The 16,493-nt window shown below is 37.1% G+C and carries 11 protein-coding genes and 1 tRNA gene; 8 read left to right on the top strand and 4 right to left on the bottom strand.

The annotated features are described in order from the left end of the window. Positions 1–192: 192 nt before the first annotated feature. Positions 193–792 (bottom strand): 2-hydroxychromene-2-carboxylate isomerase, encoded by a 600-nt coding sequence (locus ND2E_RS07640; protein ID WP_033094513.1) that lies wholly within the window; start codon positions 790–792, stop codon positions 193–195. A 494-nt stretch (positions 793–1,286) separates the two neighbouring features. Here ND2E_RS07640 and ND2E_RS07645 point away from each other — a divergent pair, with 494 nt between their 5' ends. From ND2E_RS07645 to ND2E_RS07660, 4 genes are all read left to right on the top strand, one after another. Then, positions 1,287–2,420, top strand: a complete 1,134-nt coding sequence (locus tag ND2E_RS07645) for a sensor histidine kinase (protein ID WP_081962062.1) — start codon at positions 1,287–1,289, stop codon at positions 2,418–2,420. Further along, the gene (locus ND2E_RS07650; RefSeq protein WP_223303635.1) at positions 2,413–3,216 is read left to right on the top strand and encodes a LytR/AlgR family response regulator transcription factor; all 804 of its coding nucleotides are present in this window, start codon (positions 2,413–2,415) and stop codon (positions 3,214–3,216) included. The genes ND2E_RS07645 and ND2E_RS07650 overlap by 8 nt, the downstream gene beginning before the upstream one ends. A gap of 190 nt (positions 3,217–3,406) precedes the next feature. Beyond that, positions 3,407–4,624 (top strand): acyltransferase family protein, encoded by a 1,218-nt coding sequence (locus tag ND2E_RS07655; protein WP_052056663.1) that lies wholly within the window; start codon positions 3,407–3,409, stop codon positions 4,622–4,624. A gap of 502 nt (positions 4,625–5,126) precedes the next feature. Then, a complete protein-coding gene (locus tag ND2E_RS07660) occupies positions 5,127–5,387 on the top strand; it encodes a hypothetical protein (protein WP_033094512.1) in 261 nt (86 codons plus the stop codon). A gap of 277 nt (positions 5,388–5,664) precedes the next feature. Here the strand turns inward: ND2E_RS07660 and ND2E_RS22435 are convergent, their stop codons facing one another. Beyond that, positions 5,665–7,482, bottom strand: a complete 1,818-nt coding sequence (locus ND2E_RS22435; RefSeq protein ID WP_052056661.1) for a sensor histidine kinase — start codon at positions 7,480–7,482, stop codon at positions 5,665–5,667. 53 nt (positions 7,483–7,535) lie between these two features. Continuing rightward, positions 7,536–8,231 (bottom strand): response regulator transcription factor, encoded by a 696-nt coding sequence (locus tag ND2E_RS07665; RefSeq protein ID WP_033094511.1) that lies wholly within the window; start codon positions 8,229–8,231, stop codon positions 7,536–7,538. Between the two features lie 400 nt (positions 8,232–8,631). Between ND2E_RS07665 and ND2E_RS07670 the strand changes: the two genes are divergently transcribed. From ND2E_RS07670 to ND2E_RS07680, 3 genes are all read left to right on the top strand, one after another. Next, positions 8,632–9,810 (top strand): alpha/beta hydrolase-fold protein, encoded by a 1,179-nt coding sequence (locus tag ND2E_RS07670; protein WP_033094510.1) that lies wholly within the window; start codon positions 8,632–8,634, stop codon positions 9,808–9,810. A gap of 220 nt (positions 9,811–10,030) precedes the next feature. Beyond that, complete coding sequence (locus ND2E_RS07675) at positions 10,031–11,467, top strand: MBL fold metallo-hydrolase (RefSeq protein WP_033094509.1); 1,437 nt, start codon at positions 10,031–10,033, stop codon at positions 11,465–11,467. Positions 11,468–11,588: 121 nt separating this feature from the next. Further along, positions 11,589–13,052: an MBL fold metallo-hydrolase gene (locus ND2E_RS07680; RefSeq protein WP_033094508.1), complete on the top strand. Its 1,464-nt coding sequence runs from the start codon at positions 11,589–11,591 to the stop codon at positions 13,050–13,052. A 561-nt stretch (positions 13,053–13,613) separates the two neighbouring features. Here ND2E_RS07680 and ND2E_RS07685 read toward each other — a convergent pair. After that, positions 13,614–13,704, bottom strand: a tRNA-Ser gene (locus ND2E_RS07685). Positions 13,705–14,391: 687 nt separating this feature from the next. Here ND2E_RS07685 and ND2E_RS07690 point away from each other — a divergent pair. Continuing rightward, the gene (locus ND2E_RS07690; protein ID WP_033094507.1) at positions 14,392–16,290 is read left to right on the top strand and encodes a DEAD/DEAH box helicase; all 1,899 of its coding nucleotides are present in this window, start codon (positions 14,392–14,394) and stop codon (positions 16,288–16,290) included. Positions 16,291–16,493 lie beyond the last annotated feature (203 nt).

The raw sequence follows: 16,493 nt of genomic DNA, 5'->3' as shown, positions 1-16,493 counted from the left end.
AAAAATAATGACAGGTTTAGCCTATCATTGTGTAACGGGAAACTTGTGAGTAAAAAATTATCACCGAATGAAGAATTAGCTACAATTATTCTCACTTAATTAATACCTGATGGCTAGTCTTCACCAAGTGGATAAGACATACAACTTAGTGTGTGTCTTTAGTTAATGCCGCAAAGGTAATATCAAGCTATATTAGTGTGACCTGTTATCATTTGCCCATTTTATTGCTCTTTCTAAGCGATCATCTCCCCAAAATAGTTCCTCATCTACTAAGAAAGACGGAGAGCCAAAAATACCACGTGTTAACGCTTCATCAGTTTGTTGTCGAAGTAACTCTTTTGCTATGTCGCTATTTGCCTCTTTCATAATATCTTCAGGGTTCTCACCTACAAGAGTGAGGCAATCTGATATTACCGATGGTGAAGTTATATTTTCATTATGTTCAAAATTGGCCGAAAACACCGATTTTATAAAACTTGGTATCCAAGGTTCGTTAGCGAACGTCACCGCAATGCGGGCGGCAAGTAGACCATTTTGTGGAAACTTATCTGGTCGTTTCAAAGGCAAGTCTATGTCGTTACAGATCCTTTGCAAATCCTTCCACATATACTCCCCCTTAACTTTATAAATATTAAAGGGTGAATCATTCCAGCCTTGCTTGTTAAATATCGGGCCTAATAAAAATGGTCGCCACACTACTTCAAGATTGCTTTTTTCTGCAAGGCTTTCAATGCGCATTGCGCAAGGGTAAGAATATGTACTAGCAAAATCAAACCAAAATTCTATTTTCATAGGATTACCTCGTTATATTCATAATATTTGCTTTCATGGTTCATCACAACAGTAACCCTGAAGCTTAAAGGATTACTCCCAGTCTAAAATAGCTGAATGCAAGCGGTGATAAAGCTAGAAGAATGGCACGTGTCTAGGCTCTGCCTTTTTTCAATATCATTGCCATTAAGCTGTTAAATAGATAACCTCGTCGACAAATTACTCATTGCAAAATGTTGGTAGCCTACATTGACGCTGACATTTTTTCCATTGGTAAGCACAATATTTCCAAATTTGAACAAGGATAATCGGCTAGGGGTTAATTGGGATTGCGCCGTGCTGAATGGGATTTTAATGACGACTTAAGTAACGGATTAAGCCTTTACTTTTAATATGGGATGAAGTGAGCATTAACCGTGTTGAATTGGATGATACAATCTGGTGCCAATAAACAAATTATATTACAGTAAATCAGCATTAACCTTTTCAAGCTCACACAGTAGGTAGTAAAAAACATGAACAATGAAATAAGCTATTTCACAGGTGTTTTAGGTATTTATATCCGCTGGTGCACTTGGCAACGTATTGGTTACCTTGTTGTAGTAGGTTTTTTTTCAGGGTTAATGGTTGTTCAAACTGAAATAGCTGATGCTCTTATAAGAGGAGAGATTGGTTTAACTTGGCAGCCTTGGGTAGCAACGTATAGCTCAGTGATCAGCTTCATTATCGTTTCTCCCTTTTTAATCTACAGCTGCGAGCTCTGGCCTTTTGGCAAAGCTCATGTAATTAAAACCACGATTAAATTGGCTTTACTCTATATACCAATCACCTTGTGCTTTATTACTATCATGCTGATATTACGCAACAGCATACATTTAATGATAGACGGTACCCTATTTGATAGCTGGGACTTAATCGACCGATACATTTACGAATTCCCAAAAGCACTCACAATATACCTTATTTTTATATTTGTCACTTACACCAAAATAAATTATGACCATTCGCAAAGAGAACAGTTAAATGCCGCCAATTTACAAAATGAATTACACACAATAAGAATGCAAACCTTGCGTAGCCAATTACAACCTCACTTTTTATTTAATACCTTAAATTTAATTTCCAGTACCGTTTATCAAGACGCAGACAAAGCAGACTCAATTATTGCTCGGCTAGGGGACTTACTGCGCTATTCATTAGCATCCGAGCAAAAACCTTTTGTGACCTTTAAAGAAGAGTTACAAGCCATGCAGTCTTACCTAGAGATTTCTCAATTACGCTTTGATGAACGAATGGCGTTAGAAATTGCAATATCGCCAGCAACTAAATTAGTACTCATTCCCACTATGTTGCTACAACCGTTACTTGAAAATGCAGTTAAATATGGCATCGAGCCTTCAAATGAAATTGGTAAAATTATTCTAGAATCAACTCTAAAAAATGGCCTTTTAGAGATAAAAATAACCAACCCATTACGTCAACGTACACAGCAACAAGAATCTTTTGGCATTGGCCTACAAAATACGAAAGACAGATTAAAACTTTTATATCAAGAACAAGCGTCGGTTAGCTTAGAGAGTAACCATCATGATCAAATAACGCTAACCCTTATTTTACCGGCTCAATATCTGGAGAATACTCATGAGTAATGACACCAAGCTTGAGCCGTCAATAAATGCTGAGCATAAAATCAACGTAGTACACGACGTATTAGTAGTTGATGATGAACCAGCAGCAAGACATAAATTGATATTATTTTTACAAGACCACAAAGATTTTCGAGTCGTCGCACAAGCTCAAAATGGCATTGAAGCCCTAGAATGCATTGAAAAATATTCCCCTGCCCTCGTTTTTTTAGATATTCAAATGCCTTTGTTAGACGGAATGTCTGTGGCCAGTAATATTGAATACACTAAAGATATTGGCGTTGTCTTTGTTACGGGCTTTAATGAATATGCCATTAAGGCATTCGAACTCAATGCAGTAGATTACCTTCTCAAACCTTATGACAAAGCGCGCTTGGCAAAAACGCTTGCTCGATTTCGCGAATTCACCGGAACGATTTCTCAATACAACATCCCTAAAATAATCCAAGATTACCGAGCAGAGCAACACTTTCCTGAAAAGCTACTGTTCAAGTCTGAAGGGGCAATTGAAGTAGTCTCAGCACCCGAAATTCAATGGATTGAATCATCAGGTAATTATGTCAAAGTCTGCCTAGAGCGAACCGCTTTCATTGCAAGACAAACAATAACGACTGTGCAAAGCCAGTTAGACCCAGAGCAGTTTATTCGCATTCGCCGCACGCATATAGTGAACAAAAATGAAGTAGTAACAGTGGATCATATTAGTAAGGGAGATTACCAAATAACGTTAAAATCAGGCACAACATTACGACTTTCTAGGGGGTACAAAACACGTTTCTTTGAGGTATTTGGTGCGTGATGAACTATTTATGCGCTAAGCCCATTAAGCAAAATTACTTGTTAAATAACGTTAAAACACCAAAATGACAAATAATTTTTCATATCCATTCCCGCTTGTCACGACACAAGACCAACTCATCCCTACGCCCTATAATTAACAACCTCACTTTCATAAACTGACTTGCATAATACATCGCCAGAGAAACTTTATGTTATCGCAATCAACAGAAAAGCAACTAACCAATAACGTGTGTGATCGCCAATATTTTTTAGATTGGGTGAGAATACTCGCGTTTGCCTTCTTAATTCTTTACCACACCGCCATGATGTTTGTTGACTGGGGCTTTCATATTGAAAGCGGCCATAACAGCACCTTTTTAAAATCGATAATGATACTGAGTTCAAAATGGCGACTTGATATCTTATTTATTGTTTCGGGTGTAGCCATAAGCCATATGATTACAAAAATGTCACTTAAGTCATTTACATGGCAACGAGTGGTTAAGCTTTATCTGCCGCTTCTATTTGCTATCGCAGTTGTTGTCGCTCCCCAGTCTTATTATGAAGCGATGCAAAAGGGAGTGTTTGAAGGAAGTTTCTGGCAATTTTGGACATCTCAGTATTTTACCTTCTCATGGGATGAACGCATGAATGCACCTTTCCCTACCTATAACCATATGTGGTACGTGTTGTATTTATTCCATTATTCGATTGTTTTATTACCCCTTTTTTCTTTCATTAATAGTGACAAAGGTAAACACATACTTGCCAAGACTGAAAACTGGCTTTCTAAAGGCGCTCGTATTATTTGGTTACCCCTAGCAATATATTTAGCGATATTTCTGACTATTGATGATCATGAGGTAAGCCATGCTTTTTATGATGACTGGTACGGACACGCAATCTTTATTTTTGCCGTTATTATGGGTTGTACTTTTGCCCGTATGCCTAACATTTGGCAAGCTTTTGAAGAGAATCGCTACCTTGCATTAACACTTGGTTTAATCAGTTATGGCATTTTATTAGCGATATTTTTGTCACCTGATGAGCTGCTAACATGTGACAGAACAGTGGCTTGGGATTATACCAGCCTATTAGTTAAATGGTCATGGATAGCTCTCATCATCGGCTTTGCTCGAAAATACCTAAACTACACCAACAATACATTGAAATATTGTAATACCATCGTTTATCCGTTTTTCATTTTGCATCAAACAGTCATCATAGTACTTGGTTATTACGTGATTGATTGGGGTTTATCTGGCACGTTGGAGTTTTTGGTTATTGCGGCGGGCACCTTTACGGTTTGTTGTTTACTTTATGAATTACTCATAAAAAGAATCAATGTTCTAAGAGTATTATTTGGTTTGAAATGGCAGAACATCCCTTACCCTATGAGAGCGCAACCAATAACAAAGTTAGGCTAAAACTGAAATAATTTTACGTAGAGGGCATTAATAATCGTCTATTTACACCTATCTGACGTCATCCAAAACAACCGTTTTGGATGACAAAAATATATTAAAAGCTCAATTGAGTTGCAAATATTTCTGTTAAAAACATAATAAGAAGGAAACAGATTTTGGCTGTCGTTAATAATGGTCGAACAACGGATGCATTGATTAACGCAGCACTTCATTGCTTTTTAAATGATGAATATCAAAAAATATTCACTCATCAAATATACTCAGTATCTGCAAAGTATAATATTAAAATTTGAGTTTATAAATTGGCTTTCATTCGAGTAAAGAAACGAGTCTTTATGCTATTAAGTACTCGTTTCTCTTTGCCAATTCGAACCGATTTTAATTCCCTTCACCTCAATTTTCAGAACATAAATTATACAGTTGACAACTATACTAATAGTGGTTAAGTTTTGTTTTGACGATAGAAAAAATATAAATATCTTTAACTTAACAGGATCTTAAAATGAAAATACTTATATTAATTACTTTATCCACTCTTCTATTTGCCTGTAGTAATACTCAAAATGAAGATAACCAATCCCAACTGACCGCAGCGCAAATAAAGTCAGGTTATGAGTGCAGAAGCATCAAGCTTTCAGGTTCTCATATTCGTAAAAAGGTTTGCGATACCACTGCCGAACGTGAATATAAAAAAGAGCATGCCGAAGAATTTACCAGAAAAATGAGGGACGAACGTATTAGCGCGTCGAACCAGACCTGGTAGAGCCGCTAATCTATTAGCGCCAGAGTTAATCAAGCTATTAATGTTAACTCTGGTGCTAATTACTTAATAAAAAATAACCCGCTTGGTGATATTTTATAATACATTAACAACTTCTGACTCAATGAGAAGAATTTCACCACTAGGTAAGCTAAGCACTATTAAATCGAATATTTAGAAAAGCACAACTCGCTATTATTAAGTGATTTTAGGCGCTTAAATCCCTGTTGAATGATACTATTTAATAGTTAACTTGAAACAAAATTCAATATTATTTTAACTAACCAGACACGCTTTCTGATTTTGCGTGAAATGATATCAGCATAGCTAAACCAGGTGATCTTCTTTCAACCTTAACTTCTCCCTGTTGTGCTAATACCAGCTCACTAACTAAAGCCAGCCCTATTCCTGTTCCTTGAGTGGTTCGGGTTAATTCATTACCACCCCGATAAAAAAGTTCAAATATCTTACTTTCTTGCTGTTGAGATATTCCTTCGCCATAGTCTCGTATTTCCAACTGAACAAGGTGCTTATGTTTGGGATGTTGACGAAATATAAAATTTATTTTTTGTCGACTAAGATCATTGATTTGCGTTTTATCAAAAAACTTAACGGCATTGTCGGTAATATTGATGATCACCTGAGCAAAAGCATCCTGATCTACCAATACCAACATATGCTCAGAGTCAGATAATTCCATAAACATATTTTGTTGAAAATTATGCTTATCAATTAATGAAGACGTTTTAGAACGAATAATATCCACTAAAACCGCCAGCGGTGTATATTGCGGCTGCACATTTTGCTGTTGATGGCTGAGTGTGGACAATTGCAGTATGTTATTGATTAATCGTGTAAGGCGTTCACTTTCACCATAAATAAACTCAAAATATTTTTTCTGGTGCATTTCAGAAATGACCGTGCCTTCTTTTAGCATTTGTGAATACATTTGAATTGAGGTGAGCGGCGTTTTTAGCTCATGGCTGACTGAAGAAACAAAGTTAAGCCTTTGTTCGCCTAATGCCAATTGTTTAACCCCTAAACGATAAAAACCAAAACAAGCAAACAATATGACCGCAATTAGAATAATAATAAAAATACCGCTATATATCATAGCCGACGTCAATGGTAACGAGTGTGTCGACAGAGACACTGAATAACCTTCATATGGCCATTGTAATTTAGTATTGTAAATAGCTTGCTGTTCAAAGCGACTGTCAATCTGTAAGGGTTGACTTACTTTAACTTGGCCGTTAGATATATTTTCGTAGAAAAAAAACTCGGTTTGACCTGAATGTTTAACATCCTGTAACTTGACTAATACGGCGCTTTCAAAGCTTCTCCATTCCAGTATATCTGTGATTATTTGACGCATGTAAGGTTTCCGTTTTACAAGGTACCCTTGCAACCGACTCTGCTCAGCTACTGAAGCAATACGATAAAAAACAAAATAATCAGGGATATCAAAAATAATATTAAAATAGTGATTCTTTTTATCGTATCCTCGCTCAATCATTTGCTGTATTGCTTTAGATTGAGACATTATCTGGTAAACCTTAATTGCTGCTTTTTTACGTATGGCTAATTCTGAGTTTACTGGCTGATTTGACACTTGTTCACTGCTATCGCCTGTATTAGCCCCTGAAAAACTATTATCAGAAAAATCCTTTACTGATATCGGCTCAGGCCAGATAGGACTATTAAAACGGCCTTGACTGTCATACTGAAAATAACCAACTAATCCTTTTATTGGTTGCTCATTGTTGAGCTGTAAATAACGTAAACTTGTCAGTGGCGATAGTACTTGTTGTTGCTGTTTAGTGAGCGGATTATAGACTTGCTGATAATAGTCAAATTCATTCTCCGACAAGGTATTAGTAAACGTTAGTTTCTTATACAAGGTTCTGTTGATTTTTAGCACCAGATTACTTGATTCGCGCTGATATTCGTTAAGTAAGTTAGCTTCGATTTGCTGAAAGCCGAAATACAAAAGCGTACCAATTGGGATTAATAGAAAGAGTAAAAAACCTATGGCTAAATAACGTAATCGACGCAAACGCTGAGAATAATTTAGCAACCGCTTATCTGAAAATATCAATTTAACAGCTCACCGTAATAATCGTCATATTATCCAACACAAAAGGCAGCGTACTAAATGACATAAAGCTGATAGCCTTCACCACGATGCGTAACTAAATGCTTAGGGGTCTTGGGGGATGTCTCTATTTTCTTGCGGATTTTTGCGATATGTATGTCTACCGTACGCGTATCTATATCACTTGTTGTTTTATATCCCCATACTTCTTTGAGTAATTCATCACGAGATACGGGTTTATTCTGACTATGTAAATAACCTAAAATCTCCACTTCACGACGAGTATATTTAGTCTCTTGCTGATAAGAGCTACCCGTTAATGTTCGTGTACAAAGAGACACTTCATCACTTAATATAAGCGTATTGTCTGTACCCGTCCAGCCTGAGCGTCTGACTAAAGCATTGACGCGTAATACTAGTTCAGACGTTGAAAATGGCTTGGCTACGTAGTCGTCAGCCCCAAGAGTCAAGCCGTTAATAATATCTTCTTCTGAATTTTTTGCCGTTAACATCATAATGGCTTGAGTACGAGAATGTTGCCTTAAAGTATTACAAATTTCAAAACCATTGAGAGAAGGTAGCATGACATCTAGGATAATACAGGCATATTGCTCATCTAACCCTCTAGCTAAGCCTTTTTTTCCATCACTTTCGCTTTCAACCTGATAACCATGGAAAACAAATAAATCTGTTAGCCCCATTAAAATCATGGGCTCATCCTCTACGATGAGAAGTTTAGGCTTAATACTCAAGTTATTACCTTATTTTTATACATATTGTTGTTAATTAAAGTGTCCGATTAATACTTTTAGAGCGATTATACCGCTATTTATTCAAAATACTGGAGTTAGCAAAAATCAAAAGTAAACTTTTGTAAAGTTTTCCGCTGGAATGTTTACATAACAAGCCTATTTTAACCTTCAACGAGCTTCTATATTAACCCTAATAAAAAAACTGATTAGCTTAAAAGTGCTAGCAGAAATGTCTACAAAGAAGTCTTACAGCCCTTTGGTCGACACACGGTAATTCTAGTCAAAACGCAATAGCAAGTGTTTCGCCTTGAACATACTCTTAGGTATGAAAAATTAAAGTGCATCAATGCAATATAACTTGCTGATTTAAATTTTATTCTATTAAAACATGGGAAGTCATATGTTGAAAATTTTACCCTCCTTTTTTCTAATCGCTACTTGTATTGGCTTGCCTGCGACTGCATCGAACGTTACCGAAAAAAACATATCAATAGGTGATGCTTCTCGTATTCCTATAGTTTCTAAAGCACAGGAACAAAATAGACATCTGTTAGTAAACCTGCCTGATAACTATACTGAGTCAACTAAACATTATCCTGTACTTTACTTGCTTGATGGTGGCCGCCATCTTAATCACGCAATAATTTCAACCCAGTTATTACAAAAGCAGCAACGCGTGCCAGAGATGATTATCGTTGCTATTTCAAATAATGATAAATTGGATCATGACCCTGATCGTGGCAAGGAAAAGTTCACCCTGTTTATTAAAAACGAGGTGATGCCTTATATTAATGAAAACTATAGAACAACTGGCTTAAATACCCTATTTGGTCATACCAAGGCAGGCTGGTTAACCATTGAGCTACTGGCAAGTCATCCTGAACTTTTTAAAAACTATATTTCTGCAAGTGCGCCTTTGCAATACGATGAATTAGCTATCTATAATAAAATTTTAGCAAATAGTCAGACAAATAAAGCTAATGCAAAATCACTCTATTTTACTTTGTCTAGCGAAGCTGAAGAAAGCAAACTATATACAGATGCATTCAATAACTTTGTAAAATTATTAACAGCAAACCCACCTAAAAATTTAGACTGGCGGTACGAGTATCTTACCAATCAGACTCATATGACAACATCACTCCCCGCCTTATTTAATGGCATGACTCATGTTTTTAGAAACTACCAAGCACCTCGTTTTGCAAATTATAACGAATACATGACTTTTGGTGGCATGCAAGGGCTGGAAGCTCATTATAAGAAACGAGCTGATATTTATGGTACCGATAACAACATCCCAGAAAACACCTTACTTAATCTCGCAGGTCTGCTTTTAAGTGAAGGAAAAACTGAGGCTGCGTTGCAAGTGTACTCGACGCTTACCATTGATTTTCCAAACTCCGCTGCATCGTTCAGCGGTTTAGGACAAGTTTATCATTCAATGAATCAGTACGAAAAATCGATTGTGGCTCATAAAAAAGCGGTAAAACTCGCCGAAAAGTTGAATCCACAATGGCAACAAAAACGTTTTCAAGCAAGATTAGATGCCGTGCACAAAGAGCTCAACAACTCAATTTGAAATATCTCAATTAAAAGCTACTGGGGCTGAAAATTATTTTGTTATAAAGAAGACCAGCCCCACTAATCCTAAGTAGTCTATAGTTGCTAAAATCAAATGTAAGCTTATGTAAAATATAGCTTAAATATTCTTACAACTCATGCCTATTTCAACAATATTCACGACGCTATATTAGCCATACAAAACACAACGAAACTGTTTACCAATAGGACTTTTCAATATGATTTATTACCTCAAAGCGTGTGTTTATCTGTCGTTATTCACCGTCACGACAGCAACGGCATCGATAAAAGAAGCACAAGAATTTATTGCTAAGCTCAAAATAAACTATCAAGACACACTGAAAATAAATACTTTTTCTCTGAAATATCACTTTTTGAACAAACAGTATAGGGACAATAATTATTGGGACTATCAAACACCAAATAGAGTGATGTCACAAAGAATGGTTGAAGTTGACTTGGTAAAAAAGCATTTTTACGATAATGACATACTTTACTATTCTGGTGGTCGGCTATTTGATCGGGCTCAATTCCAAAATGATAACGAAAGCTTTTATTATGAAAAAAGTAACACAGTCTATGGCAAAGCTATTATCAATAAAGGCATGGGTAACTTTGATCGGTTTATCAGTTACCTGGTCATGAATATCGACTTTCTAGCGGTAAGGCCTCTGCTTGAGGAAAGCAATATTGAGAGAAATATTACCCTTCATCAGAACAAAGAAACGGACGAAATTACGCTCACACATAAAGTTTCTGATGATAATGTAATCGATTATGAATTTAGTCATAACCCATTGCACCTAGTATCGATCAACAAAAAATCTCGGCGTGAAGTTTATATTTATAAAGACTATCAAACCACAAGAGGCATATCTTTTGCTCGTTCTGTAAACTCATACGTCAATGGAGCAGCACAACCAGCCTACATAAAGTTCATTGACCAATTTGATGCCATTAAGCAAGTGGATCCTAGAAAACTTCAACTTCCACCAGGATACGGCCCTGAAATTCCTAATAGCGATGGCATTTTAGTAACAAAAGAAATTGCAGCCGATCTTTACCTCGTTACCGACCCTTCAGCTAGGCGCAATAGTTTGTTTAAAGTAATCGGCGATGAGATTATGGTCTTTGGGGCCAGTGGTTATTCTCGATTAGCAGAGAAACTGATTAAACTTATCCATAATCAGTTTCCAAACAAAAAAATTAGCTCTGTTTATGTTACCCACCCTCACGGACATCAAATTGCAGGCCTTAAAGTCTTTGCTAAACAGGGTATCGAGATACTTGCCGATGAATATAGTATAGCTGCCATCAAAGCTTACCCACCGTTCGCTGACGAAATAGATAACTTCAAATTTCGCACCATTGAACATGAGAAAGATATTGATGGTACACATTTTTATGTACTGGAAAACTTGCACTCCAAAAGACAGGGCTTTGTATATTTCAAAGCCAGCGGCGTTATTTTTCAATCACACTTCCTGCACATCCCTTTCGATAATACCCTTGCTAAGGTAATACCCAATTACACCAGAACCTTTATTGATTTTGTTCGTAATAAACAACTGAAAGTCAAAAGAATTGTAGCTAACTACAGGAATAATAATATTTCGGTTGAAACAATGAATAAAACTTATGACGTCAATATATGACCAATGCCCATCACTACATTGCGTTAGAACTTTATGATCAGAAATGTCGATGATTAGCATGTTAATTTCTACCATCGTTTTAAATCATGATTGCCTGTAATCCCAAACTTAGGAATTATCAATGAAAGTTAACCTAATTCGTTATTCTCACCCCTTCGCATTTGCTTGTATGACGTTGTTCTCCATCACAATACCAACGGCATTAGCAGATGAGGTTGAAGACTTTGTCGCTAAGCTCAAAACACACTATCAAAAAACACTGTCAATTAATGCCTTCTCACTAAGTCATCACTATTTAAACAAGCAATACAGATCCCATAATTATTGGGACTATCAAACACCTAATAGAATCATGGCACAAAGAACGGTTGAAATTGATTTGGTAAAAAAGCACTTTTACGATAATGATATATATTACACTTCAGGTGGTCTGCTACTCGACAGGGCTCATTTCCAAAATGATAAAGAAAGCTTTGCCTATGAAATGAATGGTAGTAGCTATAAGGGTAGGCGTATTCTCAATCAAGGCTTAGGTCAATTTTACAGAATGGGCTATATCCTCTTGGATGTCGACTTTTTAGCAGTAAGACCACTATTTAAGGAAAACAATGTTGAAAAGAATATTACCCTTCAGCAGAACAAAAAATCGGGGACAATAACGCTAACCCATAAAACCTCTGATGGGGATAATGAGAATGTTGTCGAGTATGAGTTTAGTAGGGTGCCATTGCAACTAGTATCGCTCAACGACAAGTTAAAGAGAACACTCTTTGTCTACGAAGATTATCGAACGGCAAGAGGTTTAACCTATGCTCGAACCGTATCCCAATATATTGATGGCGCAACAGAGCCAAACTATATCATCTACAATGATCAATTTGAGATCATTGAGCAAGTTGAGCCTACCAAACTTAAAGTGCCTGCAGGTTACGGCCCTGAAATCCCTAAAAGTGATGGCGTGCTAGTTTCAAAAAAAATTGCCGAAGATCTTTATCTTGTGACCGACTCTTCAGCTAGGCGCAATAGTTTGTTTAAAGTCAATGGCGATGAGATCACGGTGTTTGGTGCAAGTGGCTATCCCGCGCTCGCAGAGAAAACGATTAAACTTATTAGTGAACAATTTCCACAAAAGAAAATCACTTCAGTTTATGTAAGCCATCCTCACAGATATGAAATTGCTGGCCTTAAAGTGTACGTCGATCAAGACATTGAAATACTTGCCGATGAATATAGTATCGCCGCCATCAAAGTCTACCCTGCTTTTGCTAACGACATTGCTAGATTCAAGTTCCGCACCATTGAACATGAGAAAGTTATTGATGGCGCACATTTTTATGTATTGGATAATATGCATGCTAAAAGACAAAGCTTTGTTTATTTCAAAAACAGCGGCATTATTTTTCAATCCAAATTCCTCCACATAGCAGTTGATAATACTATTGCTAAGGTCATCCCCAGTTATACTAGAACCTTTATTGATTTTGTTCGAAGTAAACAGCTTAAGTTCAATCGAATTGTTGGTAACCACTTAAATAACAATATCTCTGTTGAAGTCATGGATAAAACCTATGATGCCATTATGTGATCTTATTTACTTGATGTGACCGAAACGACGCACGCCTAGAAAACAAAATCCCGTTAACTCATTAGAATTAAGGGCTTTCTGAATGTGGCGGTGTGATAGAGATTTGAACTCTTGATAAGGTTTTGCGCTACAAACCCTACCCTTATTTTTTTAAATCCTAGAAAGCAAAAAGCCCGTTACTTTCGTAACGGGCTTTTCTGAATGTGGCGATGAGATAGAGATTTGAACTCTTACTAAGGTTTTGCGCTACAAACCCTACTCTTACTTTTTATAGTCCTAGAAAGCAAAAAGCCCGCTACTTTCGTAACGGGCTTTCCTGAATGTGGCGGTGAGATAGAGATTTGAACTCTTACTAAGGTCTTACGCTACAAACCCTACTCGTACTTTTTTTAATCCTAGAAAGCAAAAAGCCCGTTACTTTCGTAACGGGTTTTTCTAAATGTGGCGGTGAGATAGAGATTTGAACTCTTACTAAGGTCTTACGCTACAAACCCTACTCGTACTTTTTTTAATCCTAGAAAGCAAAAAGCCCGTTACTTTCGTAACGGGCTTTTCTGAATGTGGCGGTGAGATAGAGATTTGAACTCTAGAAGGGCTACAAACCCTTGCCGGTTTTCAAGACCGGTGCTTTCGACCACTCAGCCATCTCACCTGAAGTTAACAAATAAGCCTGTGAAACAGTACCTGCTTGAGAACGAGGCGAATAGTAAAGTCTCTCTAATACGTTGTAAAGCACTATTTTACTATTTAGGTTTGTTTGCTAAAAAAACAACCAAATTCAAAACAAAAAAAACACAGCGGGTTAAAATAAGGCTTTACCGCGTGATAATTAGCTAGAAATTTGAACTCTTCATATAGTTTTACAATACGAACCCTGTGTTTGATATTTTTAAACGCTAGAAAGCAAAAAGCCGCTAACCTTTCAATTAGAGATTTTCTTCATGTGGCGGGCAGAATGGAACGAGTATAGGCACTGGTTTTATTCAATAAAATTACCACTAGCGTAAACTCATGGTCACTATAGGTAAGAAATCAAACAGATAAATATTCTGCTTTATTTTTATGAAGAACTTCCTAATTATTGAGAGTAGACTGTAAAAGATATTGTGTAACTGCCTATCACTACTACATTGTATTATTTTTTTGTAGAATCTTATTAAGGCTCAATTGTCTTTGTGATATTCCTCGTTGTGCACGGCATATTATTCCTTTTTAAACCCTATTCTCTAGATTAGCCTGCGCAAACTAATGAAGGTTTAAAGTTGGCTTTAAATTTTAGAATTATCGACTCTTTTGCTATTATAGCTGCTATTCGTTCCCTATAAGGCAGCAGCACTGCGTGGCAGTTTTTCAACTTAGAGATTATCAACAAGAAGCCGTTTCTGCGGTGCTCAAACACTTTCGAAAAACCAACGAATCTGCGGTGATCGTTTTACCTACTGGCTCAGGTAAAAGTCTGGTAATTGCCGAGCTTGCTCGCTTAGCAAAACGAAAGATACTCGTGCTAACTCACGTTAAAGAGTTGGTCGAGCAAAATCATCAAAAATATGAAAGCTATGGTACTACTGCTGGTATTTATTCTGCGGGATTAAAACTTAAAGAAACTCAACACCAAGTCACGTTCGCCAGCATACAATCGGCAGCTCGTAATCTAGATGATTTTAATGAGCCCTACTCCTTAATTATTATTGACGAATGTCATAGAGTTAATTTGTCCAGCGCAGAGCTGGTTAAAGAAATAGCTAAAGGCGAATCCAAAAACGGTTCTAAAGACGGCTATAAAGACGAAAGTAAAGAGCAATCACAAGAAAGACCGAGCAGAAACCAATATCAACAAATCATTGAGAAGTTGATGCAAGTTAATCCCGACATAAAATTACTAGGTTTAACCGCAACCCCTTATCGTTTAGGCTTGGGCTGGATTTATAAAAAACATTATCATGGTTTTATGCGAAGTGAAGAAAAGCGACCTTTTGAGCACTGTATTTATGAACTACCGCTACGTTACTTAATTAAACGCCAGTATTTAACCGAACCCAATTTAGTTGATGCCACCATAGAACACTATGATTTTAGTAGCCTTCGAACAAGCGCCTCTGGCGAATATAGTCCTACGGATATTAATCATCTACTAAACAAAAATCCCCGAGTGACTCAAAGTATTATTGAACAGGTCATTGAGTTAGGCCATAAACGTCAAGGTGTTATGGTATTTGCCGCTACTGTTGAACATGCAAAGGAAGTCTTTAGTTATTTACCCGCCCAATTGAGTGCGTTAATTACCGGGGCTACCGACAACACTGAACGCGACAAATTAATTAAGGCATTCAAACGTAAAGAAATTAAATACCTAGTTAATGTTTCAGTATTAACCACTGGCTTTGACGCGCCCCATGTCGATATGATTGCTATATTACGTCCAACACAATCGGTTAGTCTCTATCAGCAAATCATAGGTCGTGGTCTGCGTTTGAGTGATAACAAAAAAGATTGCTTAGTAATTGACTATACTGGCAATGATTTTGATCTCTATCATCCCGAAGTCGGTGAGAAAAAGCCGAATAGTAAAAGTCAGCCGGTGCAAGTAGTTTGCCCAAGTTGTGAATTTGCCAATATATTTTGGGGCCTTTGTGATGATGATGGTTATTTAGTGGAACACTACGGCCGACGATGCCAAGGTCTGGTCGATGCTCCAAATGAAGAGCAAGCATACCTAGTAGAAAGCCAGAGCCAATGTGGTTATCGCTTTGTATTTAAAGAATGTCCTCACTGCGGTGGTGAAAATGACATAGCTGCTCGTACCTGTTTACAGTGCCTTGAGGTCTTAGTCGACCCCGATGATATGTTAAAAAAGGCACTGCAACTTAAAGATTCAAAAATTATTCGCTGCGCAGGTCTTAATTTAACTGAGGTCAATGATAAGGGAGCTAATAAGTTAAAAGTCACTTACCATGATGAGGAAGGCGCTGAACTCAATGAATCTTTTGACTTTGCTAAGCCGAATCAAGTTAAAGCGTTCAATGATATCTTTTCTAAACGCCTTAGCGCTAAAATCAGTATTCAACTGGGCTCTACCGGGTCGTTTGAAGTGACTAATCTTGAACAAGCATTAAAGTTAGTTAACATATTACCGTGTCCTGACTTTGTCATTGCCAGAAAACAAAAATTCTACTGGCGTATTAAAGACAGACTTTTTGATTATCGAGGTAAATACCGAAAAGCCAATGAGCTCAAATAAACACAATGGGTTATATGGATGTAGCGGTGAGATAGATATTTGAACTCTTGCTAAGGTCTTACGCTACAAACCCTACTCGTACTTTTTTAAATATTAGAAAGCAAAAAGCCCGTTACTTTCGTAACGGGCTTTTCTGAATGTGGCGGGCTGAATGGGACGAGTATGGGCACTGGTTTTATTCAATAAAATTACCATTGAAGTAA

Origin of the sequence: Colwellia psychrerythraea, from assembly GCF_000764225.1 — a bacterium.
GTDB classification, from domain to species: domain Bacteria; phylum Pseudomonadota; class Gammaproteobacteria; order Enterobacterales; family Alteromonadaceae; genus Colwellia; species Colwellia psychrerythraea_D.
This window is presented reverse-complemented; position numbering and strand designations above follow the sequence as displayed.